The organism is Sphaerisporangium sp. NPDC005289 (genome assembly GCF_040607455.1).
Taxonomy (GTDB): Bacteria; Actinomycetota; Actinomycetes; order Streptosporangiales; family Streptosporangiaceae; genus Sphaerisporangium; species Sphaerisporangium rhizosphaerae.
The window spans coordinates 173,665-197,704 of record NZ_JBEXGS010000001.1 but is presented as its reverse complement, the minus strand read 5'-3'; the positions used below and the strand labels follow the sequence as shown (position 1 = coordinate 197,704).

15 protein-coding genes and 1 pseudogene are annotated in these 24,040 nt (G+C 69.4%); 12 read left to right on the top strand and 4 right to left on the bottom strand.

Features of this window, described 5'->3' with window-relative positions:
* The first annotated feature begins 88 nt into the window (after positions 1 to 88).
* The 3 genes from drmA to drmC are packed head-to-tail and all read left to right on the top strand — an operon-like array spanning position 89 to position 6,895.
* Complete coding sequence (gene drmA / locus ABZT47_RS00695) at positions 89 to 4,210, top strand: DISARM system helicase DrmA (RefSeq protein ID WP_354834437.1); 4,122 nt, start codon at positions 89 to 91, stop codon at positions 4,208 to 4,210.
* The gene (locus ABZT47_RS00690; protein WP_354834434.1) at positions 4,210 to 6,114 is read left to right on the top strand and encodes a DUF1998 domain-containing protein; all 1,905 of its coding nucleotides are present in this window, start codon (positions 4,210 to 4,212) and stop codon (positions 6,112 to 6,114) included. The genes drmA and ABZT47_RS00690 overlap by 1 nt, the downstream gene beginning before the upstream one ends.
* A 22-nt stretch (positions 6,115 to 6,136) precedes the next feature.
* Positions 6,137 to 6,895, top strand: a complete 759-nt coding sequence (gene drmC, locus ABZT47_RS00685) for a DISARM system phospholipase D-like protein DrmC (RefSeq protein ID WP_354834431.1) — start codon at positions 6,137 to 6,139, stop codon at positions 6,893 to 6,895.
* 222 nt (positions 6,896 to 7,117) lie between these two features.
* Here the strand turns inward: drmC and ABZT47_RS00680 are convergent, their stop codons facing one another.
* Positions 7,118 to 8,233 (bottom strand): protein kinase, encoded by a 1,116-nt coding sequence (locus tag ABZT47_RS00680; RefSeq protein WP_354834429.1) that lies wholly within the window; start codon positions 8,231 to 8,233, stop codon positions 7,118 to 7,120.
* 295 nt (positions 8,234 to 8,528) lie between these two features.
* Here ABZT47_RS00680 and ABZT47_RS00675 point away from each other — a divergent pair, with 295 nt between their 5' ends.
* The 4 genes and pseudogenes from ABZT47_RS00675 to ABZT47_RS00660 form a co-directional block, all read left to right on the top strand.
* Positions 8,529 to 10,091, top strand: coding sequence for a serine/threonine-protein kinase (locus ABZT47_RS00675; RefSeq protein ID WP_354834427.1), 1,563 nt, complete (start codon positions 8,529 to 8,531; stop codon positions 10,089 to 10,091).
* A gap of 90 nt (positions 10,092 to 10,181) precedes the next feature.
* Positions 10,182 to 12,272 (top strand): UvrD-helicase domain-containing protein, encoded by a 2,091-nt coding sequence (locus ABZT47_RS00670; protein ID WP_354834424.1) that lies wholly within the window; start codon positions 10,182 to 10,184, stop codon positions 12,270 to 12,272.
* A gap of 78 nt (positions 12,273 to 12,350) precedes the next feature.
* A complete protein-coding gene (locus tag ABZT47_RS00665) occupies positions 12,351 to 14,618 on the top strand; it encodes a DUF262 domain-containing protein (RefSeq protein ID WP_354834422.1) in 2,268 nt (755 codons plus the stop codon).
* A gap of 1,205 nt (positions 14,619 to 15,823) precedes the next feature.
* Positions 15,824 to 16,075 (top strand): annotated as a pseudogene (locus ABZT47_RS00660) (HNH endonuclease); the annotation flags it as partial.
* 115 nt (positions 16,076 to 16,190) lie between these two features.
* Here the strand turns inward: ABZT47_RS00660 and ABZT47_RS00655 are convergent.
* Together ABZT47_RS00655 and ABZT47_RS00650 are read right to left on the bottom strand one after the other, a co-directional pair.
* Positions 16,191 to 17,432, bottom strand: coding sequence for an exonuclease domain-containing protein (locus ABZT47_RS00655; protein WP_354834419.1), 1,242 nt, complete (start codon positions 17,430 to 17,432; stop codon positions 16,191 to 16,193).
* A 175-nt stretch (positions 17,433 to 17,607) separates the two neighbouring features.
* Entirely contained in the window at positions 17,608 to 18,186 is a 579-nt protein-coding gene (locus ABZT47_RS00650) for a TetR/AcrR family transcriptional regulator (RefSeq protein WP_354834416.1), read from the bottom strand.
* 85 nt (positions 18,187 to 18,271) lie between these two features.
* Here ABZT47_RS00650 and ABZT47_RS00645 point away from each other — a divergent pair, with 85 nt between their 5' ends.
* From ABZT47_RS00645 to ABZT47_RS00630, 4 genes are all read left to right on the top strand, one after another.
* Positions 18,272 to 19,096 carry an NAD(P)H-binding protein gene (locus tag ABZT47_RS00645; RefSeq protein WP_354834413.1) on the top strand — a complete coding sequence of 275 codons (825 nt, stop codon included), beginning with the start codon at positions 18,272 to 18,274 and terminating at the stop codon, positions 19,094 to 19,096.
* Positions 19,097 to 19,328: 232 nt separating this feature from the next.
* A complete protein-coding gene (locus ABZT47_RS00640) occupies positions 19,329 to 20,192 on the top strand; it encodes a haloalkane dehalogenase (RefSeq protein ID WP_354834410.1) in 864 nt (287 codons plus the stop codon).
* A 264-nt stretch (positions 20,193 to 20,456) separates the two neighbouring features.
* Complete coding sequence (locus ABZT47_RS00635; protein WP_354834407.1) at positions 20,457 to 21,215, top strand: N-acyl homoserine lactonase family protein; 759 nt, start codon at positions 20,457 to 20,459, stop codon at positions 21,213 to 21,215.
* A gap of 23 nt (positions 21,216 to 21,238) precedes the next feature.
* Positions 21,239 to 21,553 (top strand): hypothetical protein, encoded by a 315-nt coding sequence (locus tag ABZT47_RS00630; RefSeq protein WP_354834404.1) that lies wholly within the window; start codon positions 21,239 to 21,241, stop codon positions 21,551 to 21,553.
* A 55-nt stretch (positions 21,554 to 21,608) separates the two neighbouring features.
* Here ABZT47_RS00630 and ABZT47_RS00625 read toward each other — a convergent pair whose 3' ends face one another.
* Positions 21,609 to 22,205 (bottom strand): hypothetical protein, encoded by a 597-nt coding sequence (locus ABZT47_RS00625; RefSeq protein ID WP_354834401.1) that lies wholly within the window; start codon positions 22,203 to 22,205, stop codon positions 21,609 to 21,611.
* 336 nt (positions 22,206 to 22,541) lie between these two features.
* Here ABZT47_RS00625 and ABZT47_RS00620 point away from each other — a divergent pair, with 336 nt between their 5' ends.
* Positions 22,542 to 23,948 carry a trypsin-like serine protease gene (locus ABZT47_RS00620; protein WP_354834398.1) on the top strand — a complete coding sequence of 469 codons (1,407 nt, stop codon included), beginning with the start codon at positions 22,542 to 22,544 and terminating at the stop codon, positions 23,946 to 23,948.
* Positions 23,949 to 24,040: the final 92 nt, after the last annotated feature.

Sequence of the window (24,040 nt, the reverse complement as noted above, 5' to 3'; positions counted from 1 at the left end):
GTAGGCAACGCACGCAGGTGGTTCGCGGCCGTGGTCGGGGGGGCTCGGCTGTTCTTGACGATTCAGGTGATCAGAGAGGAAGCCCTCCGTGTACGACCGGCAGGAACCGCTCTTCGCGGCACAAGCCGAGCAGGCCGACCTGTTCGCCGACAACGCCGGCAGCGCCGCGAACGCCGGCAGCGGCGGCAGTGGCGGGAACGTCGATGGCGCGGGCAACGCCGGTGACCACGGCGACGGCGCGACGGCGGAGGAAGCCGGCTCCGCCGCACCGGGCTCCGCCGCCGGGGAGCCTGCCTTACCCGGCTCCGGGCAACCGGCCCCGCGCGGTCTCGACGCGCCGCAGGTCTTCGCGCCGGCCACGTCGTTCGAGGTCAGGGACGCCTTTCAGAAGCTCGTCCACCTCGACCTGCTCGGCCCCTGGGAGGGGGACACCGAGCAGCTCCCGGCACGGTCTCCCGGCCCGCGCGAGCGTTACCTGGTCGGCATGCTCGGCCCGAAGCCCTCCGCGCGGTCGATCGAGGAGGCCGCCGATGAGGTGCCGGATACCGAGATCGGCGCCGAGGGCAGCGGCGAGGACGGCGAGCTGCCCGACAAGCTGACCCCGCAGAACCTCGGCCGCATCTGGGCGTCGTCCAAGGGCATGATGTTCGCGGTGCCCGGCGACGTGGACGTCCTGACGGTGACCGCGTCCTGGGGCCGGTACGCCAAGTCCGAGGTCCAGGTGGACGACGGCAAGGGCGGGACGCGGCCGGCTCAGGCGTGGAGCCGCGAGCCGGTGAGCTACGTCAAGCAGATCCGGCTGGACGGCGAGCCGTCGGAGCGCGTCCCGCTGACGATGGAGCGGCCCGACGAGCGCGGTGTGCTGCTGGCCGTTGGCGTGCGCTCCCAGAAGGACGGGCGGCGGGTCGTCGAGCTGACGCTGATCAACCAGCAGGCGGCACCGGTACGGGCACCCGACACCGCCTGGCTGTTCCAGACCGAGCTCAAGGTCGCCGCCCCGAACGCCGCCGGCGAGGCGGCTCCCTGCGTCTTCCTGCCCATCGACGACCCGCTCGACGGTGACGCGGGCCTGGCGGAGGACCTGGAGGACCGGCACCTGCGCCTGCTGTACCGGGACGAGCGCCGGTACGCGTCCGGCCGCAACGTCGCGGTGCACGCCGTCGTCCCGGACGGCCAGCGGTGCGCCGCCGAGCTGTACACCACCTGGCTGCCGGTGTACGACGTCCCCGCCACGGTCGCGCCGGTGGGCGAGGGCACTCCGCTCGCCGGGGTCGAACTGTCCATGGACGCCCTCGCCGACGCCTCGCCCGACGAGCTGGCCGCAGGACTGATGCCGCTCGCCACCAGCTACACCGCCTGGCTGGACGTGCAGGAACAGCGCATCCCCACGCTTCCGGAGCCGCTGCGCGAGGCCGCGACGCTCGCGGTGTACAAGGCCCGCCAGGCCGCCCGGCGCGTCGAGACCGGCATCGCCCTGCTCAGCGGGCGGCCGTTGCCGTCCCCGGCCGGCCCCGCCGATCCTGGTGAGTTCGTCTTCACCCCCGAGCGGCACCAGCAGGCGCTCGCCGCGTTCCGGTTCGCCAACCTGGCGATGGCCGCGCAGCGCCGCCGTACCGCGATGGCCAAGCGGCGTGAGGAGCACGGGCTGACCTACGAACAGGGCATGGCACAGGTCGAGGAGGAGGGCGCGAAGGCGGCGTCTTGGCGGCCGTTCCAGCTCGCGTTCGTGCTGCTCAACATGCCTTCGCTGACCGACCCGGGCCACCCCGAGCGGGCCGCCGACCACACCGCGACCGTCGACCTGCTGTTCTTCCCGACCGGCGGTGGCAAGACCGAGGCGTACCTCGGCCTGACCGCCTACACCTTCGCGATCCGGCGGCTGCAACGCGTCGTCGGCGTCGGCGCCGAAGCGCGTGACGGCATGTCCGGCGTCACCGTCCTCATGCGCTACACGCTGCGGCTGCTGACCGCCCAGCAGTTCCAGCGGGCGGCGGCGCTGGTGTGCGCGGCCGAGGTGCTGCGCCGCGAGGACCCGGCGACTTGGGGCGAGGAGCCGTTCCGCATCGGCCTGTGGGTGGGCAACGCGGTCTCGCCCAACTGGTTCGACGGGGCCGACAAGCAGATCCAGGAGGCCAGGGAGGCGCCCGACAGCCGCCGCCGGGCCAACGTGCTGCAGACGCTCACCTGCCCCTGGTGCGGCGAGAAGCTCGTCGCCGGGCGGAACATCGAGGTCGACGTGGAGCGCCGCCGGGTGCTGCTCTACTGCGGGCGCGGCCGGGAGGGGGACGGCGACTTCTGCCCCTTCTCCAAGCTCGGCGAGGACCGCATCCTGACCGCGCGGCTGGACGACCCCGGGGAGATCGCCGGCCGCCGGGAAGGGCTGCCGATCCTGACCGTGGACGAGGAGATCTACCGGTTGGCCCCGAGCCTGGTCATCGCGACCGTGGACAAGCTGGCCCAGCTCCCGTGGCGCGGCTTCGCCGGGCACCTGTTCGGCCGGGTCAGCAAGCGCTGTCCCCGGCACGGCTACCGGCACACCGACCTGGACGACGCCATCGGCTGCGGTGACAAGCACCACGCCAAGGGGAAGCTGCCGAAGACGGCCAGCGTGCCGGTCGTCCGGCTCCGACCGCCGGACCTGATCATCCAGGACGAGCTGCACCTGATCTCCGGGGCCCTCGGCACCACGGTCGGGCTGTTCGAGGCGGCGGTGGACGAGCTGTGCACCTGGCGGGCCGGCGGCCGGGACATCGGGCCCAAGATCGTGGCGTCCACCGCGACCACCAAGCGGGCCGAGCGCCAGGTGCTCGGCGTCTTTGCCCGCGGGCTCGCGGTGTTCCCGCCGCAGGTCATCGACGTGTCCGACACCTTCTTCTCCCGGCAGGTGCCGGTGACCCCCGCGACGCCCGGGCGGCGCTACCTCGGGGTGTGCGCCCACGGCGTGCGGCTGAAGTCGGCGGAGATCCGGCTCGCCGAGATCCTGTTCCTCGCCGGGCAGACGATGTTCGACCGGCACGGCGAGGCCGCCGACCCGTACATGACCGTGGTCGGCTACTTCAACGCCACCCGGGAGCTGGCCGGCATGCGCCGCTACCTGGACGACGACGTGACGACCCGGGTCCGGACGCACGGCAGGCGCAAAGGGCTGTCCGACCGGCTGCTCGCCCGGACGGACCTGCTCAACATCGTCGAGCTGACCTCCCGCATCTCCTCGGCCGACATCAGCGACGTGCTCAACCGGCTGGAGATCGGCTTCGACCCCGAACTGGACACCACCCGGCGGCGGATCGAGATCCGCGACGAACTGATCGACGTCCTGAAGGAGGAGAAGGAGAAGCGCAGGCAGGCGCACCCGCTCGCCGACCGGTACCGCGACCGCCGCAGTGACCGGCGTAGTGATCGCACGGCCGACCGGCAGCCGGTCGACGTGGTGCTGGCGACGTCGATGCTGCAGGTCGGCGTGGACGTCTCCCGGTTCGGGCTCATGGTGATGACCGGCCAGCCGAAGAACACCGCCGAGTACATCCAGGCGTCCTCGCGGGTCGGCCGGACCGCCGAACGCCCGGGCCTGGTGATCACGCTGTACAACTGGTCGCGTCCCCGGGACCTGGCGCACTTCGAGGACTTCGAGCACTACCACGCGACCTTCTACCGCCAGGTGGAGGCCCTGTCCGTCACGCCGTACACCCGGCGGGCGCTCGACCGGGGCACCACTGCCACCATCGTGGCGGCGATCCGGCACGCCGAAGAGTCCTACTCCGGCAACCGGGACGCCGAGGACGTGCCGCTGGACGGTGAGCCCGTGCGGCACGTCGTCACCCGGATGCTGCGCCGGGCCGAAGCGGTCGGCGGCCCCCGCAGCCGGGAGTACCTCGACGCCCGCATCAAGGCGGTCACCGACATGTGGCAGCAGCGCACGCAGGGGCCCGCACGGCTCGGCTACGAACGCAAGGCCACCAAACAGGAGACCATCGCGCCGCTGATCGACCGGGCGGGCAACGCGCCGTGGGGACTGATGACGGTCGGCAACTCCATGCGGGAGACCGAGAACGACATCAATCTGCTGCTGCCCGCGAGCGGCGCGATTTTCGACTCGCCCGTCGGCGCGACCGCCTGGGTGTTCTCCACCCCGGACGCGACGGACGACGACACCGACATCCCCGTCGGCGACGAACTGGGCGTATCAACGATCGGGGGAGGGGCCAAGTGATGGCGAGCTACTCGCAGTACCGCAGCAGGGTCGGCTCGGTCCGGCCCAGCCACCTGATGTTCACCAGCGGAGTGGGCGCGCTGGTGGACCTGCCGAACTTCTCCGTCCTGGTCAAAGGGCTGGACGACTGGCGGTACGACAAACTCGGCGACAAGCACGTCGTGATCACCGAGCCCCGGCTGCTCGCGGCCGTGCAGACCGTGCTCAGCAAGACGGTGAAGGAACTGAAGCCGGCCCCCTGGCTGCCCGGCGCGGACCAGGACCCGAACGGCGAGGCGGCGCGCACCGGCACACCGGTCGCCCCGTTCCCGAGCTGGATGCGGTGCACCGCGTGCAACCTGCTCGCCCGCATCGACTCCGGGGTCTTCGGCTTCGAGAACGACAAGCCGAACAAGCCGCACGAGGCGCGTTTCTTCCATAAGTGCGGCAAAGGACACAAGAACAACCTCGTGGTCGGAGCACGGTTCGTGGTGGCGTGCGGCGCCGGGCACCTGGACGACTTCCCGTACCTGGAGTTCGTGCACCACGGCGGCAAGTGCCCGACGGTGGAGAAGCCGCACCTGCTGATGGAGGACTACGGCGGAAACCTCGGAGCCAACGTTCGCATCTCCTGCCAGCGCTGCCCGGCCGACCGCAACATCCGCGAGGTGATGGGCAGACGCGGGCAGGAACACCTGCCGGGGTGCCGTGGCCGCCATCCGCACCTCGGCACGTTCGCCGGATGTGCCAGATCGTTGCACGTGCTGGTCGTCGGCGCGTCCAACCAGTGGTTCGCCCAGACTCTGTCCGCGCTGGCCGTGCCGCAGAGCGGGGCGAGCGAGCTCGACGCCAAGGTCGAGCAGTTCTGGGGGAACCTCCAGCACGTCGCCGGGCCGAACACGCTTCCTTTCCTGCGGTCGATGCCGCCGCTGAGCTACGAGTTCGAGAAATGGCAGGATGACGAGCTCCTGGCCGCGATCGAACGCCACCGGACCGGTCTCGCATCTGGTGAGGCGGATAGCGAAGCCGAGGGCTATCCCGACCTGCGCACCCCCGAATGGCAGGTCTTCTCCGGTACCACACTGCCCGAACCCAGCGACGAGTTCACCGCCTACCGCCACCCCGACGGTGTGCCGAACCTGCTCAAGGACTTCTACTCGGACGTGATCCAGGTGGAACGGGTGCGCGAGGTGCGCGCGATGATCGGCTTCACCCGGCTGGACGCCCCCGACCCCGACGACCCGAACCTCGTCACCCGCGCGCCGCTGTCCCGATCGAAACCCACCTGGGTCCCGGCCAGCGAAGTGCGCGGTGAGGGCATCTTCCTGCGGGTACCCGAAGATCTCCTGGCCGACTGGGAGAGGACCGTCGAAGACTCGGCGGCCGTCAAGCTGCACTACGAGGCGTACGGACGGTTCCGCGAGTACCGTTACTCGGCCCGCACCGGGCAGCCGTTCAACGAGGACACCCGCTATCTGGGCTGGCCCGGGGCGCGCTACTACGCGCTGCACACCCTGTCACACCTGATGATCAGGACGATCGCGCTGGAGTGCGGGTACAACTCGGCCAGCCTCGCCGAACGCGTCTACGCCGGCGACGAGGACGACCCGCGCGGCGGCATCCTCATCTACACCGCCGTCCCGGACGCCGAAGGGACCCTCGGTGGCCTGGTCTCCCTCGCCGAACCCGACGAGCTGGTACGCCTCACCCGCCGCGCGCTCACCGAGGCCCGGCACTGCTCGTCCGACCCGCTGTGCGCCGAGCGGCTGCCGCGTGACCCCGAGGACTTCCTGCACGGCGCCGCCTGCCACGCCTGCCTGTTCGTGTCGGAGACCACCTGCGAGCGCGGGAACCGCTTCCTGGACCGGCGCTTCCTCGTGCCCATCGACCCGTCCGAGCCGGCCCTCTTCCCGGAGGTGCCGTAACCCGGCGCCCGGGCCGGGCGACATGAGCGACGACTTCGCCGCGGCGGTGGAGCAGGCACTGGCCCGGCTCGGGCCGCTGTACACCGGCACGCTGGGGCTGGCCGTGGGGCAGGGCCTGCCCGCGGAGGCGATCGTGCACGCCGTCCCGCTGCCGGAGTGGCCGGAGATCGCCCGGCGAGTGCTGGACGCCGTCGCGGCGGCGGGACTGAGCGGCGCCGAGGCCGGCGCCTATCTGAGGGGCGCCGCCGCCGGATGGGCGGCACACGAGACGGGCGTGCGGGTCGAGTCGGTGTGGAGCGGGCCGGCGACCCACGAGGTGCCGGTGCGCGCCACCGCGCCCGTACTGGTCGACCTCGTCGCGCACGCCGCGCATGAACTGATTCTCATGACCTACTCGGCCAAGCCGTACCCGCCGTTGCTGGACGCCCTGGCCGGCGCGGTGGCCCGCCGCGTGCCGGTCATGGTGGTGGTCGAGACGCTGCAGGGCGCGGGAAGCGCGCTGGCCGGTTCGGAACCGGCCTCGGCCTTCGCGTCGGTCGCAGGGGTGGAGGTGTGGCACTGGCCGGCGGACAGGCGCGGTGAGCCAGGGGCCAAGATGCACGCCAAGCTGGCGGTGGCCGACCGGCGAGTGTTACTGGTGTCCAGCGCCAACCTCACCCAGTCGGGTGTGGCCAAGAACATCGAATCGGGTGTCCTGGTCCGGGGAGGGACGGCCCCGCTGCGAGCCGCCGAGCACGTGACCGAGCTGCGCGCCAAAGGAATCCTGGAACGGCTGCGCTGATCGGTCCCCCGAGTCCGGCGGCGGCGCCCGGTGCGGGACTCCGACCTGGAAGATGTGCCTGGCGGGCACAGGTGTCAGCGCCTGCCCATCGAGATGATCGTCTTACCGACCATGGTCGCCGACGTGATCGCCGGGCACCACACCTTCGGAAGACCACCCCACCTGATCGCCGCCGCCATCGCCGTCTGGGCCGACAAGTACGCACTCCGCTGATTCCCGACGCTATTGGACGATCGCCAGCATCAGTTCGGCGGCCGTGGGCCGGTTGTGCGGTTCCTTATCCAGGCAGGCGGCGACCGGGCCCACCAGCATCGGCGGCAGCACCGAGATGTTGGGGTGGTAGGACAGGATCGCCGAGAAGAGCTGGTAGGGCGTGTCACCACGGAACGGGCCCGCGCCGGTCGCGCCGTAGAACATCGTCGCGCCCCAGCTGAACAGATCGGACTCCAGGCCGGCCGGCCGTCCGGAGACCTGCTCGGGCGACATGTAGGCGGGCGTTCCCTTCATGCCGCCGGAGGTGGTGACGTGGTCCAGCGCCCGCGCCACTCCGAAGTCGATGACCCGCGGGCCGTCCGGCCCGAGCAGGACGTTCGCCGGTTTGAAGTCGCGGTGGACGACGCCGGCCGCGTGGATGCCGGCCAGGGCGGCGGAGGTGGCGATGGCCAGCCGGATGAGGCCGTCACTGTCGAGCGGGCGGCCCTGGCGGCGCACGAGCGCGTCCAGCGACGGGCCGGGCACGTACTCGCTGACCACGTACGCCCGGTCGTCGGCGACGCCCACGTCGATGACGCGCGCGGTCGCATAGGGCGGCACTCGCCGCGCGGTCAGTACCTCGCGCATGAAGCGGTCGCGCTCGCCGTGCGCCTCGTGGAGGCGGGCGTGCAGCACCTTGACCGCCACCTCGCGTCCATCCGGGGCCTGCGCCAGGTACACCGTTCCCTGGCCGCCCTCGCCGAGGCGGGACAGCAGGCGGTAGGGGCCGAGCGGACCGAGCTCGTTCGTGGCAGGGCGAGCGGCGCCGGGCACCGTTCCCCACGGGTCCCTGACGGGCGGCGGATGGTGATGCGAGGCCTGCTGCCACGACGGCCGGGCCGTCCACTGGGGAGCGTGCGGCGGCACGTCCGGTGCCGGGTGCGCGTAGGTGACCGGGGGACCCGCGGGCGGCCGGAACGGCGCCACGCGAGGGCGGAACACGGCGCGCCGGATGATGAACGCGTGCACGGTGCCGCCGAACCAGACCCCCGGCACCCACACGAACCCGGCCACCGTGTTGCGCCAGTCGTGGTCGGGAAGCGCGTTGAGATAGGACGAGGTGGCGAGGAACAAAAGGAACAGCACCCCGTAGCCGGACGCGGAGAAGATCAGGTCACGGCGTTTTGTCCGGATCGCGGCATGGGTGATGATGAAACACGTGCCGAACCCGCACGTGAAAAGCGGCGTAAGCGCCCAAATTACGCTTAACGGAAGACCCCGCCAGGACCGGCGGTCCGGAATGCGCATGTCCGCGTCGTGGTGACGAGCGGCGGGGCCGGGACTGGCAGACACAGCGGAAATGATACGGATCGGCCGCCGGGCGACGCGAGTGCCGGATGTCGCCTCTGACCCGCGCATTGATCGTGTACTTTTTTCCTTTATGGCCATAGAGGAAAGGCGGGCCGTTCCGAACCGCCGGACGACTATCGCCGAACGGTACGAACTGGACCCGCTCTCGCGCCGATCCGGCGGCATGGGGGAGATCTGGTTCGGCCGCGACAAACGGCTCGACCGGCCGGTCGCGGTCAAGTTCATCCGGGTCGATCGGATGCCGGACGGCAGGCCCGACGAAGAGTTGACCAAACGGTTCGTCCGCGAGTCCCGCATCACCGCCGCGCTGGAGCACCCCGGCGTCCCCACCGTCTACGACTGCGGTTCCTTCGGCGATGACCTGTACATGGTCATGCAGCTCATCGACGGCTGCTCCCTGGCGGACCTGCTCGACGAGATCCGCGAGGACGGCGAGATCCCCATCGCGTGGGCCGCCGCCATCGCCGCGCAGGTGTGCTCGGTGCTGTCCGCCGCCCACGCCCGGTCGCTGGTGCACCGCGACCTCAAACCGGGAAACCTCATGCTCTGCCGCGACGGCACCGTCAAGGTGCTCGACTTCGGCGTGGCCGCGGCACTGTCGTCCACCGAGACCAGGCTCACGCGCACCGGCATGGCCCTCGGCACCCCCGAGTACATGGCGCCAGAACAGGCCGCCGCGGGGACCGTCGAACCCCGCACCGACCTGTACTCGCTGGCCGTCGTCCTGGACGAGATGCTCGCCAAGCACAACCAGTTCAAGGGCGACACCGCGCTCGCCTCGATGCGCAACCACACCGACCGCGCGCCGCGGCCCCTGCGCGGCCGGCGACCCGAAGTACCCGAGGGCCTGGAACGCCTCGTCCTGCGGATGCTCGCCAAGAACCCCGAAGAGCGACCCGCGTCCGCCGACGAGGTGTACGCCGGGCTTCTCGAATTCTGCGCCGAGCCGCCGCCGTTCCCGGGTTATGTGGACCTGGCCACGGCCTATCCCACCCGCATGTACGCCAAGATCGTCGGCAGGGTCGAGCCGCCCGGCCCGGCCTCGGCGGCAGAGCGTGGAGGCACGGCGCGGTCCCCGGCACCCGAAGAGATCGCGGATGCCAGGAAGCGCGCCGAGAAGCTCAAGGCCGCGTCCCGGTTCGGTGAGGCGGCCGAGGTGCTGTCGGAGCTGCTCCAGGCCGGCGCCGCCACGCTCGGCCCGCGGCACCTCGTGATGATCGAGATCCGCATCGAGCTCGCCGACGTGCTGTTCCTCGGTGGCGACTACCGCCGCGCGGTCCCGCTGTTCCGCGAACTCGCCGCCGACCTCACCGCGGCCAAGGGCCCGTCGGACGACCTCGTGCTCCGCTGCAGGCTGATGGAGGGGCACTGCCACGCCGTGGTCGGCGAGACGGACCTGGCGCTCGCCCAGTTCCGGCGACTGCTGGACGACGAGAGGGAGCTCGGGGTCGACGAGGAGCGCGTCCTTGAACTGCGGCGGCAGATCGGCCTGCTCGAACTGGGGACGGGGAACAGAGCCGCGGCGCGGCGCACGCTGACCGGCCTGCTGCCCGACCTGGAGTCGCGATACGGCCCACATCACCCCAACGTGGCCAAGGTCCGGGAGACGTTGCGGAACCTCGGTGCGGAGTGATGACAAAGATTTCCGGACACACGCTAACGGCGCTCGCCCGAGAGGCGATGGGCATGTGCGTGCACGGTGAAGTTCTCAATGAGGAGTGGCGTGGCGAAGCTCGGGATCGACAAGGACTTCCTGAAGGATTTCGGCAGACTGGAACGGTCCGTACAGGACCGGGTCACCGAGGTCTTCACCAAGTTCGAGCACGCCACACACGCGGGTCTGCACCTGGAGAAACTGCACAACGCGCACGACCACCGCTTCCGCACCATCCGCATCGACCTGTTCTGGCGCGGCGTCGTCCTCGCCCCCGACACCGGTGACACCTTCACCCTGCTGAAAGTGCTCCCGCACGACGAGGCCACCGCGTGGGCCGAACGGCGGCGCGCCTCGGTCAACGCCGCGACCGGGCGCATCGAGATCCGTGACGTGGCCGCGATCGACGCCACCCTGCCCGAGCTGGTGCGCCACACCGAGACCGCCACCACGCTGCTGTTCGAGGACGTCCGCGACGCCGACCTGTCCGGCCTGGGTGTGGACGAACAGACGATGGCCTTCGCGCGGGCACTCACCCACGTCAGCCAGCTGGAGGCCGCGGAGGCGTTCCTGCCGCATAACCAGTGGCAGGTCCTGTACGGGCTGGCGGCCGGGCTCACCCCCGAACAGGTGTGGGCCGAGCTCGGCGCCGCGCCCGCGCGGGAGCCATACGACACCGAGGACCTGTCCGCGGCCGTGGAACGCACGCCCGAGCAGGTGGTGCTGGTGGACGGCCCCCGAGAACTCATGGAGGTCTTCCGGCACCCCTTCGCGCTGTGGCGGATCTACCTGCATCCCACCCAATACCAGGTGGCCAACGCCACGTTCAGCGGGCCCGCGCGGATCACCGGCGGGCCGGGCACCGGCAAGACCGTCGTCGCCCTGCACCGTGCCCACCATCTGGCCCGATCCGGCGCGGGCCAGGTACTACTGACCACCTTCACCTCGACCCTCTCCACCTCCCTTGAGGCCGGGTTGCGCCTGCTCGCCGACTCATCGGCGGTGCTCGACCGGGTCGAGGTCCGCCACGTCGACCAGCTCTCCCACCAGATCTTCGCCGAGCGGCACGGCCGCCCGGCGATCCTGCGGGACAAGGAGGAGAAGGAGATCTGGCGTCGCATCGTCAAACGGCTCGACGCGCCGTTCACCGAGACCTTCCTGGCCGAGGAGTGGCGGCACGTGGTGCTCGCCCAGCGGGTGACCGACGCCGCCGGATACCTGGCAGCCAAGCGCGACGGACGCGGACGCGGGCTCGGCACCCGCCAGCGTGCCCAGTTGTGGCAGGTGATCTGGGAGTTCGAGGAAGAGCTGAAGCGGCGGCGGTACTGGACGCACGAGACCATTTGCGCCGAGGCGACCAGGCTGCTCGACGAGCGCGCGGACAAGCCGTACCGGCACGTCATCGTCGACGAGGCCCAGGACCTCCACCCGGTCCAGTGGCGCTTCCTGCGCGCGGCCGTCGCGCAGGGCCTCGACGACATGTTCATCGCCGGGGACACCCACCAGCGGATCTACAGCAGCCGCGTCTCGCTCCGCGAGGTCGGTGTCAACGTCGCGGGCCGCTCCTCCCGGCTCACCGTGAACTACCGGACCACGGCCGAGATTCTCGGCTGGAGCCTCGGCATGCTGCGCGGTGAGGCCATCGACGACATGAACGGCGGTCTGGACACCGTGGCCGGTTACCGCTCTCAGGTACACGGCCCTCCGCCAGAGCCGCACGGGTTCCGTACGCAGAAAGAGGAACTCGACGCGCTCGCCCGCAAGGTCGTCGAATGGCGGGAGATGGGCGTCCAGCCGGAGGAGATCGGCATAGCCGCGCGGTCCAACGTCCTCGCCGACTCCGCCGTCACCGTCCTCAACGCGGCCGGCGTCCCGGCGCGGTCGCTCGCCAAGGCGGGCCCGGAGGACGTGGTACGCGCCGGGACCATGCACCGCATGAAAGGGCTGGAGTTCCGGTGCGTCGCGGTCATCGGGGTGGGGGAGCACGCCGTGCCCTCGTCGAGCGCCGTCACCCCGGCCGAGGAGGACGCGGTGACCCATGCACAGGACCTGCAACGGGAACGGTGCCTGTTGTTCGTCGCCTGCACCAGAGCCCGCGAACGGCTGTACGTCTCCTGGCACGGCAATCCGAGTCCATTCCTGGACGGTTTCGTCGAGTGACCAACGGTCATCGTCCGCTCGCTCGCTGAGCGTACGACGACCATCTCCGGCATCTATCGGTTCACATGAAGGCGGGTCATGGCCAAGCTCTCGGTACTTCTCCACCAGATCGACAACGGCACGGTGCTGCTCCCGGAGTTCCAGCGCGGGTACGTCTGGAACCGCGACCAGGTGCGCGGGCTGATGCGCTCGCTGTACCGCGGCTATCCGGTCGGCGGACTGCTGATCTGGGAGACCGAGCCGGAGCAGACGGCCGTACGCGGCGGCTCTACGGACGGTGGGGTGCGCTCGCTGCTGCTCGACGGCCAGCAGCGCATCACCTCGCTGTACGGTGTGATCCGCGGCCACGCGCCCGCCTTCTTCGAGGGAGACGCCGCGGCGTTCACCGGCCTGCGCTTCAACGTGGAGGACGAGAGCTTCGAGTTCCACGCGCCGGCGAAGATGCGCGACGACCCGCGATGGGTCGACGTCACCCGCCTGTACACCGAAGGTCTGCAGCCCTTCTTCAAGGACTTCAGCACCATGCCGGAGAATTTCTCCCTCTATCTTGAACGCCTGAACCGGCTGTACCAGCTCCTCCAGCGAGAGTTCCACGAGGAGAAGATCACCGGCCCGGACAAGGACGTCGAGGTCGTCGTCGATATCTTCAACCGGGTCAACTCCGGGGGCACCGCGCTGTCGAAGGGTGATCTGGCACTGGCCAAGATCTGCGCCCACTGGCCGTCGGCCCGCCAGGTCATGCGTGATCACCTCAAGACGTGGCAGGTCAAAGGGTTCGACTTCTCACTCGACTGGTTGCTGCGCAACACCGCGGCCGTGGCGACCGGACGCGCGGTGTTCACCGCGCTCGACACCGTCTCCGCCGGCGAGTTCGAGGTCGCCCTGGCCAAGTCGGTCGGATACGTCGGGAACTTCCTGGAGGCCGCGTCCGGACGCCTCGGGCTGGACCACGACCAGGTGCTCATGGGGCGCTACGCCGTCCCGGTCATCTCGCGCCTGCTGCACCTCAGCCCCGGCGGTCGCTTCGCGGACGCCACTCACCGTGACAAGGTGCTGTTCTGGTACGTGCACTCCGCGCTGTGGGGACGCTTCGCCGGATCGACCGAGACGGTTCTGGCCAAGGACTACGAGGTGGCCAAGGACGCCGGCATCGACGGGCTCATCTCCTCGCTCGAACGCTGGCGTGGCGGCAACCTGGAGATCCAGGCTCACGACTTCGAAGGCTCCACCAAGGGGTCGCGTTTCTACCCTCTGCTCTACCTGCTCACCCGGGCCAAGGGAGCCCGCGACTTCGGCAGCGGACTGCCGCTGCGTGCCGAGATGCTCGGCAAGCTCGCCTCGCTCCAGGTCCACCACATCTTCCCCAAGGCCGTGCTGCACAAGGCCGGGTACGACCGGGGGCAGGTGAACGCCATCGCCAACTTCTGCTTCCTCACCCAGGACACCAACCTCGTCATCGGCAAGCGCACCCCGGAGGAGTACTTCACCGAAGTCGAGGACAAGCACCCCGGTGCGCTTGCCTCACAGTGGATACCGGCCGACCGCGACCTGTGGAGGGTCGACCGGTACCTCGACTTCCTCGCCGCGCGGCGCGAGCTGCTGGCCCAGGCCGTGCAGTCCTTCCTCGCCGAACTGCGCAACGGCGCGGCGCCCCAGGCCGAGGAACTCGCCCCGATCACCGTCATCGCCGACGAACGCGACGACGTACGCGTCGCCCAGGTCAAGGCCATGGCCGAGGAACTGGTGCGGCTCGGGTACGCCGAACCCGCCCTCGACAGTGAGATCGCCGACCCCGCCAGCGGCCGTGCCCTGGCGGTGGCCGAAGCGTTCTGGCCCGACGGGCTGCAGCAGGGACAGGGCAAGCCCGTGATCCTGGAGCTCGACCCGGAGGCCGCCGACCTGCCGCGGCTGGAGGAGCTGGGATACGAGGTCTTCACCTCGGTCGACGCGCTGCTCGGGTACGCGGCCCGGCGCAACGAGTCGGCGGCCGGAATCCCTGCCGTTGTAGCGCAGGCGGAGGTGGCTCCCGAGGTTGCCACTCCGGTCGCGGGCATCGACGGGGACTTCGACAAGGCCATGCGCTCGATCTACGACCGGGCCCGGCGCGAGGCCAACTACCACGCCGGCTACTTCCTCAGCATGCTGGCCGAGCACGGCAGCCTGGCCACCGCCCGCAAACTCCTGCACGCCCCCGCGGTGAGCGACGGTTTCGCGGCCCTGTGGGAGCGAGGCCGCCTGGACCTCACCGTCGAAGCCCTGGTCATCCAGCCCCACTACGCCGACCTCTTCACCCCCGCGGAGATCGAGATCGCCCACCATCGCCTCACCCAATTCGGCTACCACTGACAGACACGCGCCCTGGGAGACCTGGTTCACGAGCGGCGAGCGGATCCCAATCAAATATCGAATGAACCAGCTGTTGGGAAGCGTGCGACACGAGCGGCGAGCTCCCATCTCATCTCCGTGATGAATGCCGCCCCGTCATCTATATCGGGGACTCGTCGCGTGTGATCGTTACCGATCGGTACACGGTGGAGCGAAGTCTGCTGCTGTTTCGTAAACCAATATTTTCATTGCGGAAGTGCAATGAGCGATGAATCACACGTCTGTGGACGTCGAAGGGATCACTCTGTTAGAAAACTGAAAGTGTCCGGACGTCCCATGAGGCTGTTGTGAAGTGTGTGCGTGCCCGCTACGCTGGTCAGCTGCGGTGCGTATAAGAGGTGGATGCGCGAAGCGTCCACCTGCGAGCGGTGGAATCGATGAACGCGCCGTGTCTCGTGCATTCGTCATGTTGAACGTGCAATGCTGGGAGGAATCCTTGGCCGCGTTGAACTGGGACAGGTCCAGGCGGGAGATCATGATGGCTGCTGCCGCCACCGAGCAGAGACTTGAGGAGGCCGCTCTCCAGGACGCGGCCCTTCTCGGTCATTCCGGTTTCGGCGGTGATCCGCGTGCTCGCGACGACCACCGTGAGTTCCGTCAAGCTCTCAAAGAAGAGCTCTATGGCGGAGTGTCGCAGGAGACGCGTACACGTGGTCGCCGCACAGGGAGGTTATCAACGAAGCGTCAGCCGACCCCCCGTTCTCGTACAGCCGATTCCTCTCCGCGCGTGAATTCTGTTCCCGCTACTCGATCTGATTCGCCGGCCTCGCCCCAAAGTCCGGACGCCCGCCTGGCTCGATTGCTGGAAGAGATCGGTGAGGCGAGAAAGCGAAAGAGGATGGACCGTGTGCTCGGCCTGTGTGGCGCCGCATGTAGTGTCCTTGGCAAGGTCAAAGGTCCACGTGCCGACCAGGCCCGGCGGTCGCTGAAGGGGCACCTGGACTGGGCCAAGACGCAACTCGACGCGAATACGACAAAAAAACCGGCTTCTCTCCCTGTCTCTCCCTCGAAGAGATAGCCATCGGGTGCACTGCACCTTAGTATTCGCCGAGTCTAGGATGGTCCGTCATAGACTGGGTTGAGCGGGTCGCAGGCATTCGGCGGTGGGCGCGGAATGGGAAGCCGGCCCCGCACGAACCGCTCCTGCTGCTCCCCGCCCTCGGCCGTTGGTAAACGGGCTGTGCCTGTGCGCCATGCATCACAAGCTGTTCGACAAGGGCGTCCTCGGGCTCACCTCCGACCGGAGGATCACCGTCTCCGCCAAGTTCGCCGGCAGGTCACCGACCTCGGAGACCATGGTCCTCGACCTCGCGGAGCGTCCCGTCCGGTCGCCGCAGCCGGGTCTTCCTTCCATGGAGTCGGCCAACATCGACTGGCACCACCGCCAGGTCTTGCGCACCCCCGCCCGCCGGCGTTAGCCGCAGCCTCCGGCTCCGGTCTGTGCACGAGGCGCCGGTCGGGCGGAAACGCCAAGCCTGCCGGCCCTCGGTCGAGGCGGGGCGAGGTGAACGATGTGCGCAATGTTCACGCGTATCAGGCGAGCATCCGCGCGAAGGCGTCGGGCGTGATGATGGGGATGCCGTACGCGCGGGCCTTTCGCGCCTTGCCGGACAGGGAGTCCGGGTCGGCGGCGACCAGGAGGCCGACCTTCTTGGTCACGTTCTGGTGCGGTACGTACCCGGCCTGGCGGGCGCGCCGCTCCCAAGTCTCGCGATCCTCGGCCATCTCGCCGGTGAAGACGACGAGGTCCCCCTGCTGCAGGGCGAACCGAGCCAACGGCACGGACGCTCGCGTGGCGGCCTGGTCAAGGGCGTCCCCGGTCGCCGTGGCGGGTAGGTGCAACAGGACGGCGATCTGGTCGAGCTCGTGCCGCTCGGCGTCCGTGACCACTCCGTCGGACAAGGCTCCGTGTGCGAGCGCGACGAGATAGTCCCGGTGCAGCCGGTCCAGGTCCGCCCGGCACAGCCCCAGCCCGGTCGCGAGTTCGACCAGGGCGTCCGCCTCAGCCGCTGAGATGTGATGGTCCAGCAGCGCCTGGTCCAGCAGGGCGAGATACGGCCCGGCCTGCACGGGCTGCGCCGTCTGCGGCACTCGATCGAGGATGCGCGCGAGGAAGTGCCGTTGCCGTTCTGCCGAGACCCCTCTACGTACCCAGGGTGCGTCGCCGCCGTGGAACACCGGCCATTCCGCGGCGGCCGAGGAGCGCAGCGCCTGAGGCCAGGGGGACTCCGGCCGGGCCAGGTCGAGATAGTGCCGTAGCAGGCTCGCGGCGGCGCGGGCGTCGATGAGCGCGTCATGGTGCCCGTCGAGGGGTATGTCGGCCACGGCGCAGCACCCGGCCAGATTGCGCGGCGCGTGCGGCAGGAACCGCCCGGCCTCCGCCATCGTGCACACCCCGATGCCGGCCAGGGGAGGGGCCGCCACCCCGACACGGGAGAACTCGGCCTCCAGGAAACCGGTGTCGAACCGGAGATTGTGGGCGACCGGCACTCGCCCTCGCAGCAGGGTCGTCATCGTGCCCGTGATCTCTTTGAACGTGGGCGCGTGCCGGACGTCGGCCGCGCTGATGCCGTGAATGCGCTGGAGCCCGAGGTCGCGTTCCGGATTGACCAGCGTGCTCCATTCACCCGTCACCTGTCCGTCCAGGTCGGTGTGCACGACACCGATCTCGATGATCCGATCGTGCCACGAGGGCCGCAACCCTGTGGTCTCCACGTCGATCACCGCGTAACCGGCCGGACCGCTCGCCATCTGCTTGCCCTCCTCAGCGCCCACGACTCACTCGGACGATGGCATCAGGAGTGAAGGCACACGGACGGACGGCGCAAGTGTGATCGTCTTGTTACGCACCGCACTGTACGGGTGCCGTGTCGAGCACGACCGGCTCGGACTCCAGGCAGGCTGCGACCGTTCCCACTGACATTGGCGGTGGCACCGTTGCCATCTCTGGTCAGGTCAGGGAGTCGATCCAGCGTTCTAGGCGGCGGCCTTCGGTGGCCATGAGTTCGGGGTCGCGGAAGGTGTTGGTCAGCAGGGAGATTCCCTGGTAGGCGGCGATTAGGGCTACGGCGAGCTCGCGGGAGTCCGGCCGGCCCATCGCCTGGAACTGCTGCTCGGTCCAGTCGAGCAGGATTTGCATGATCTTGGCGATCTGGCGGTCCAGGCCGTCTTCGCGTTTGTCGAGCTCTGCGGCCAGCGTTCCGGTGGGGCAGCCGTACCGGGCCGCGAGCTCGCGCTGATCGATCCACCCGCCCACGAGCGCCTTCAGCCGGTCCTGGGGAGTGGGCAGCGTGTCGAGCGCGGCGATGATCGTCCGCAGGTTCTGCCCGTGCGCGTCGATGGCGGCCTCGACGAGCTGGTCCTTGGTCTTGAAGTAGTAGTAGACGTTGCCCACGGGCACGTCGGCCGCTCGGGCGATGTCGGCGAGCGTCGTCTTCTCGGCACCCTGTTCGTGCAGGACGCGGGCCGCGGCCGTGGCCAGCCGCTCCCGCTTGCCCGGCTTCTGGCGCACTTTCGCTGAGTCAGTCACCTGACTGACTATAGACGCGTGGCGATCTGATCGACTATGGTCCTGAGCTAGTTAGTCAGCTAACTTACTTAGGGGATGGTTTTCCATGATCGTGGTAACAGGTGCGACCGGGAACGTCGGACGGAACGTCGTGCGGATCCTCGCCGCGGCCGGCGAGCAGGTGACGGCGGTCTCCCGGCAGCCCGTGCAGCCCTCGCAGTTGCCGCCCGGCGTACGACGCATGCGAGGCGACCTCGCCGAGCCTGTCAGCCTGAAGCCCGCGCTGGAGGGGGCCGACACGCTGTTCCTGCTCGTCGCCGGTGACGACCCGCGGGGCATCCTGGACCTGGCCAAGGCGGCCGGAATTCGGCGGGTGGTGCTGCTCTCCTCTCAGGGAGCCAGGACGCGACCCGAGTTCTACCGTCACCCCGCCGCGTTCGAGGAAGCCGTGCGAGGCTCCGGTCTGGCCTGGACGATCCTGCGGCCCGGCGGTTTCGACTCCAACGCCTTCGCGTGGGCCGATCAGATCCGGTCGCAGCAGACGGCCGCCGCGCCGTTCGGCGACGTCGGGCTGCCGGTCATCGACCCGGCGGACATCGCCGAGGTCGCGGCCGCGACCCTGACCCAGGACGGCCACACCGGCCGCGCGTACGAGCTCACCGGTCCGGAGCCGGTCACCCCGCGGGAACGGGTCGCGGCGATCGGTGTGGCGCTGGGTACTCCCGTCCGGTTCGTCGAGCAGACCCGCGAAGAAGCCCGCGCCCAGATGCTGCGGTTCATGCCCGAACCGGTCGTCGACGGCACCCTCGCCATCCTGGGCGAGCCGTCGGGCGACGAGCAGCAGGTGAGCCCCGACGTCGAGCGGATCCTCGGCCGCGCGCCGCGCACCTTCGCCGACTGGGCGGCACGCAACATCGCGGCTTTCCGATGACCACGCCGACGGCGACCGTCCGATGACGCCTTCCGGCGACCGTCCGGCGACGAATTTCCGATCCCCCCGAAGCCGCCTCATCACCTTGGCGGACCGCTGCGCGTCGCCGAGGGGGCACGTCGTGACGCCGAACGCCAACCGGTCCGCACCACGCGACCCGCCGCCCGGCCAGGTCGTGATCGAGATGCGATCGACCAAGTGATGAAACTCAACCTCGTCTGAAAGGGACACCATGCCCATCCAGCCCGTACTCGACTCGACCATGTACTACGAGAACCTCGGCGACGGCGCCCCGATGGTCTTCCTGCACGGCAACCCGACTTCCTCGCACCTGTGGCGGCACGTCATGCCCGCCGTCGGCGAGCCCGGCCGCCGCCTGGCTCCCGACCTGATCGGCATGGGCAGGTCCGGCAAACCGCCCATCGACTACACCTTCGCCGACCACGTCCGCTACCTGGACGCCTGGTTCGACGCCCTCGGCCTCGACGACGTGGTGCTGATCGGCCATGACTGGGGCAGTTTCCTCGCCTTCGACTGGGCCGCCCGCCACCCAGGGCGCGTCCGCGGCATCGCGTTCACCGAGGCGATCGTCAAGCCGATGTCCTGGGAGGAGTTCCCCGAAGGTGGCCGAGAGCTGTTCCAGGCGATCAAGACCAGCGGCGTGGGCGAGGCGATGATGCTCGACGACAACCTCTTCCTCGAGCAGGGGCTGCCGGGCAGCGTCGCCACCACCCTCGGCCAGGAGGACCTCGACGCCTACCGCAGGCCCTATCCCACGCGGGAGAGCCGCCTGCCCCTGCTGCGATGGGCACGCTCCATGCCGCTCGGCGGAGAACCCGCCGACGTCGTGGCCAGGGTCGAGGCCTACGACCGGTGGCTGGCGACCAGCCCCGACGTGCCCAAGCTGCTGCTCACCTTCAACCCCGGCCCCGGCCACATGATGACCCCGGCGATGTACGACTGGTGCGCGGCCAACATGGCCGGCCTGGAGATCCGGCACCACGACGTGGTCGCCGGACACCACACCCCGGAAGACCACCCCCACCTGATCGCCGCCGCCATCGCCGACTGGGCCGACAAGCACACACTCCGCTGATTCCCGATGGCAAGGGCAGGTGTCCCTGCTGGGGAGGACCTGCCCGAGCAGGACGTTCTGCTCGGTGTTGTCCGTCGCCCATGCCGTGGCGGGCCGACGCGACGCCCGGCACCCGTCGAGATCGCGAAGATTGAGCTGACAGGTACCCAGGGGACCGATCTACAGTCGCCACGGCCATCTCGATGGGTGGGCGTGGGCCTTGTTCACTGGGCGAGACCCCGGTTTTTCCGGCCACGCGGTCTGGGAACGGCGTGCTGTTCCGCTATGGGCGGACCGGCTGTCGGCGGCGTCCTGGCCTGGCACGATGACGGGATGAGCGGGGAGATCAGCGTGCGGCGGCTCGACCTGGGGTACTTCATCCGGCCTGAGTCGGAGACCGGCGGGGCGGGGCCGCGGGTGGAGCCGGTGCTCGCCTATCTGGTGCGCCACGACAACGGGGTGATCCTGTTCGACACCGGCATCGGCGCGGCGGACGCCGGGACCGAGGCGCACTATCGCCCGCGGCGGCGCCCGTTGCGGGACGCGCTGGGGGACGCCGGGGTGAGCGCCGATGACATCGCGCTGGTCGCGAACTGCCATCTGCACTTCGACCACTGCGGCGGCAACCCCATGCTGAGCGGCACGCCCATCCTGGTCCAGGACTCCGAACTGGCCACGGCCCGCCGCGGCGACTACACCGTGGACGCACTAGTCGACTTCGCCGGCGCGACCTACGAGGAGCTCGCGGGGGAGACCGAGGTCTGGCCCGGCGTCTGGATCATCCCCACCCCGGGGCACACCGAGGGTCACCAGTCACTCGTCCTCCAGCGTCCTGACGGGAGCGTGGTCCTCGCCGGCCAGGCCCACGACTTCGCGTCCCATTTCGCGTCCGACCACCTGGCCCGCCAGGCGGCACTCCACGGTGCGGCGGACCCGCTGCCTTCGTATCGGTCCTGGCTGGAACGCCTCGCCGACTTCGACCCGCGCCGCGTACTCTTCGCCCACGACTGCTCGATCTGGGAACCCGCGCACATCGACTTCTGAGCGCTGGGCGCCGTCGTCCAGGTGTGGGTTCACCCGACGAAGAATCGCGGCGCGCCCGCAAGCTCTCGCTCAGCAGCGTCGGCTCCTTCCAGTTGCGCAAGTACCACTTCCTGCAGTTGTGGTGCGACGACCAGGATCTGCGCGGCCGGGCCGTCGCCGAACGAGCCCTCGGCATGGCACGCCTGAGCGAGGTGCGCACCCAGAATGATCTCATCGAGCGCATCGGGGTACTGGCGGACCGGCTGGAGGTGAAGCCCCCTTCCGTCGCCGACCTTCGCGTCTATGCGACGACGAACGGCCTCCACGAACACCTCAGCCACCTGGACGCCCTGGCGTGAAGTGGTGGCCGGATGGATGACCGGTGAAAGCCCGCCGGTCGGCGGTCGGGTGCGATCACATCAGGTTCAGCGACAGGCCGCACACGAGCGTGGTGAGCAGGATGGTCGTGGCGAGGGTGCGGAGGCGTGCGCCGAGGGACGGGCGCAGGAAGATCACCAGGATGAGAGCAAGCGCGAGGCCGGCCCAGTCCTGCCATGGATAACCCCACTCGACCGCCACACAGCACTCGCCGTCTGCCGAGTCCCACCACAGGGACAGCACGGCGGGGACCATCTGCCCCTGGACGAGCGCTGACATGGCCAGGTCTCCGCCGAGTCCGTCACGGCGGGTGAGGTGGGCCAGCACCACCCCGGCCGACGGGAGCACCAGGGACCACAGCAGGTAGAAGGTGATCCCGGAGGCGTCGCCGGGGGGCGGGTACGGAGGGGGGATGTCCCTCACCAGGTCGACCACGGTCATGGCGACGGAGGCGCCTAGCGCCAGGAGCGGTCCCGCCGCCATTGCCTGACGGATCCCGGGGGTGACCCGCCCGCAGGCGACGGCCGCTGCGAAGTAGGCGAAACGAAAGAAGAAGGACTCCGCGCCAAGGTACACCGGGGGGAGGTCCCCGGAGCGCTGGTGCAGCAGTCCCGCGAGACTCCCGAGAGCCACGCCGATGAGTCCCGCCAAGAGCGCGGGAGCGGCCCGGTGAGAGGTGGGTGACCTTGGGAGGCGATTCACGTGACCACGTGTATTCGGGTGTTCCACCCCACGTCCGCCCTTCGTCGCATCCGCACCAGCATACATACCAAGATCACACAAAGCCCCTCTGGAATCTTGGCAATCTTGAAAAAAGATGCGATACGCCGCAAAACCCTATAATTACGACTTTCGTAATAAAACCACCTATGGGCACTGTGATTCACTTGGGCGGCAATTAGCCATTCAGGCCCTCCTTGCTGTGGAGCCCCCCCCATGCGCCTCCCGCTCGTCAGACGTGCCGCCCTTGTGAGTCCCGTACTCGCGCTGTCGTTCCTGGCCGGTTCATTCTTCCCCGCAGACGCCGCTCTGGTGACTCCCGTCCCGGTCTTCACCGATGACCCGTACGCGAACGCCACCCCTCCCGACTACAAGTTGAGCTACGCCCTGAACCAGGCCCTGACCCGAGCTCAGGCCAACCCCGATGCCTACGCCACCCCTTACGTCAGCGCCGGCGTGGTCATCGCCCCCGTGACCACGGCGGACGTGGTGCAGGAGGCCGGCCGGCCGCTGGTCCTGCCGCCTCAGCTCACCCCGCCGGACGACGGCACGGCGGACCTGGGATCGGTCCCCCCGCCGCAGGACAAGGAGAGCGTCCCGGCCGCGGCCCCCGCGGCGCGAACCACGGCGAGCGGAGCCGATGCGACGGTCGCGCAGAAGAAGGCGGAGGCGGCGGCCCCGCAGGCGGTCGTCGGCGACCCGTGGCTCGTCTACCCCAAGGTGAAGATGGTCGGCTACAGCGCGAACCGGCTCGAAGCGATCAAGGATGAGATCATCGCGCTGCCCTCCGCCGACCTGCCCGGGGTCGACCAGGTGACCAACACCTACGTCCAAGTGGAACAGGACCGGGTCGTGGTGGAGGCCACCCAGGCATCTCTGGAGTTCCGTACTGCTCTGGCGAGCCGCTACGGCACCGACGCCGTCGCCGTCCGGCTCGTCGCCGACCCGGGCCCCGACGAGCCCAGTGGCCGACTGAACGACACGAGCGTGGGCGGATTCTACGGCGGCGCCAGCATCGAGAACTGCACGAACGCCTTCTCCTGGCGCTACAGCGGCTACCAGGCCATGCTCACCGCGGGACACTGCACCTCGCTGAACGGATCGGTCTACACACCCGCCGAGTACATGGGCACGGTGGTGAAGGACACCTGGGCCAACAGTTCCGGCACCGTATTCATCGACGGGCAGAGCACCTACCACGGCGACGTGTCCCTGATCAAGCTGAGCGGCAGCAAGACGAGCGCCGCACGTATCTACGTCGGCTCGAAGAGTTCCTCCTCCAGCCGTGCGGTGGCGGGAATGTGGTCGCGACGGGCCGGTAACGGGGACCAGTACTGCACAGGTGGCAAGGCCGCGGGCGAACTGTGCGGCTGGAAGGTCAACGCCGTCAAGATCAATGTGCGCTACAGCAGCGGCACCTACGCCAGGAACCTGATCCGCGGCACCAAGCAGGGCCAGTGCATCATCAAGGGCGACTCCGGCGGCCCGGTCTACACGGTGAACTCGGCCGGCAAGGTCGTCGCCAAGGGGGTCAACAGCGGCTCCGGCGGTGGCGGCTCCGACAACTGGGGCGGCGCACTCGACCCGTGCAGGCACTACTTCACTGACATCTATGAGGCCTACTACGGCTTCCCCGGCGTCATCGCAACGAGCTGAACCGCGTGAGCGGGGCCCGGGCCGCCGAGGGACATCGGCCGTCCGGGCTTCGCCGGCTCTCCGGATATCCTCCGGATCGACCTGCTGAACGG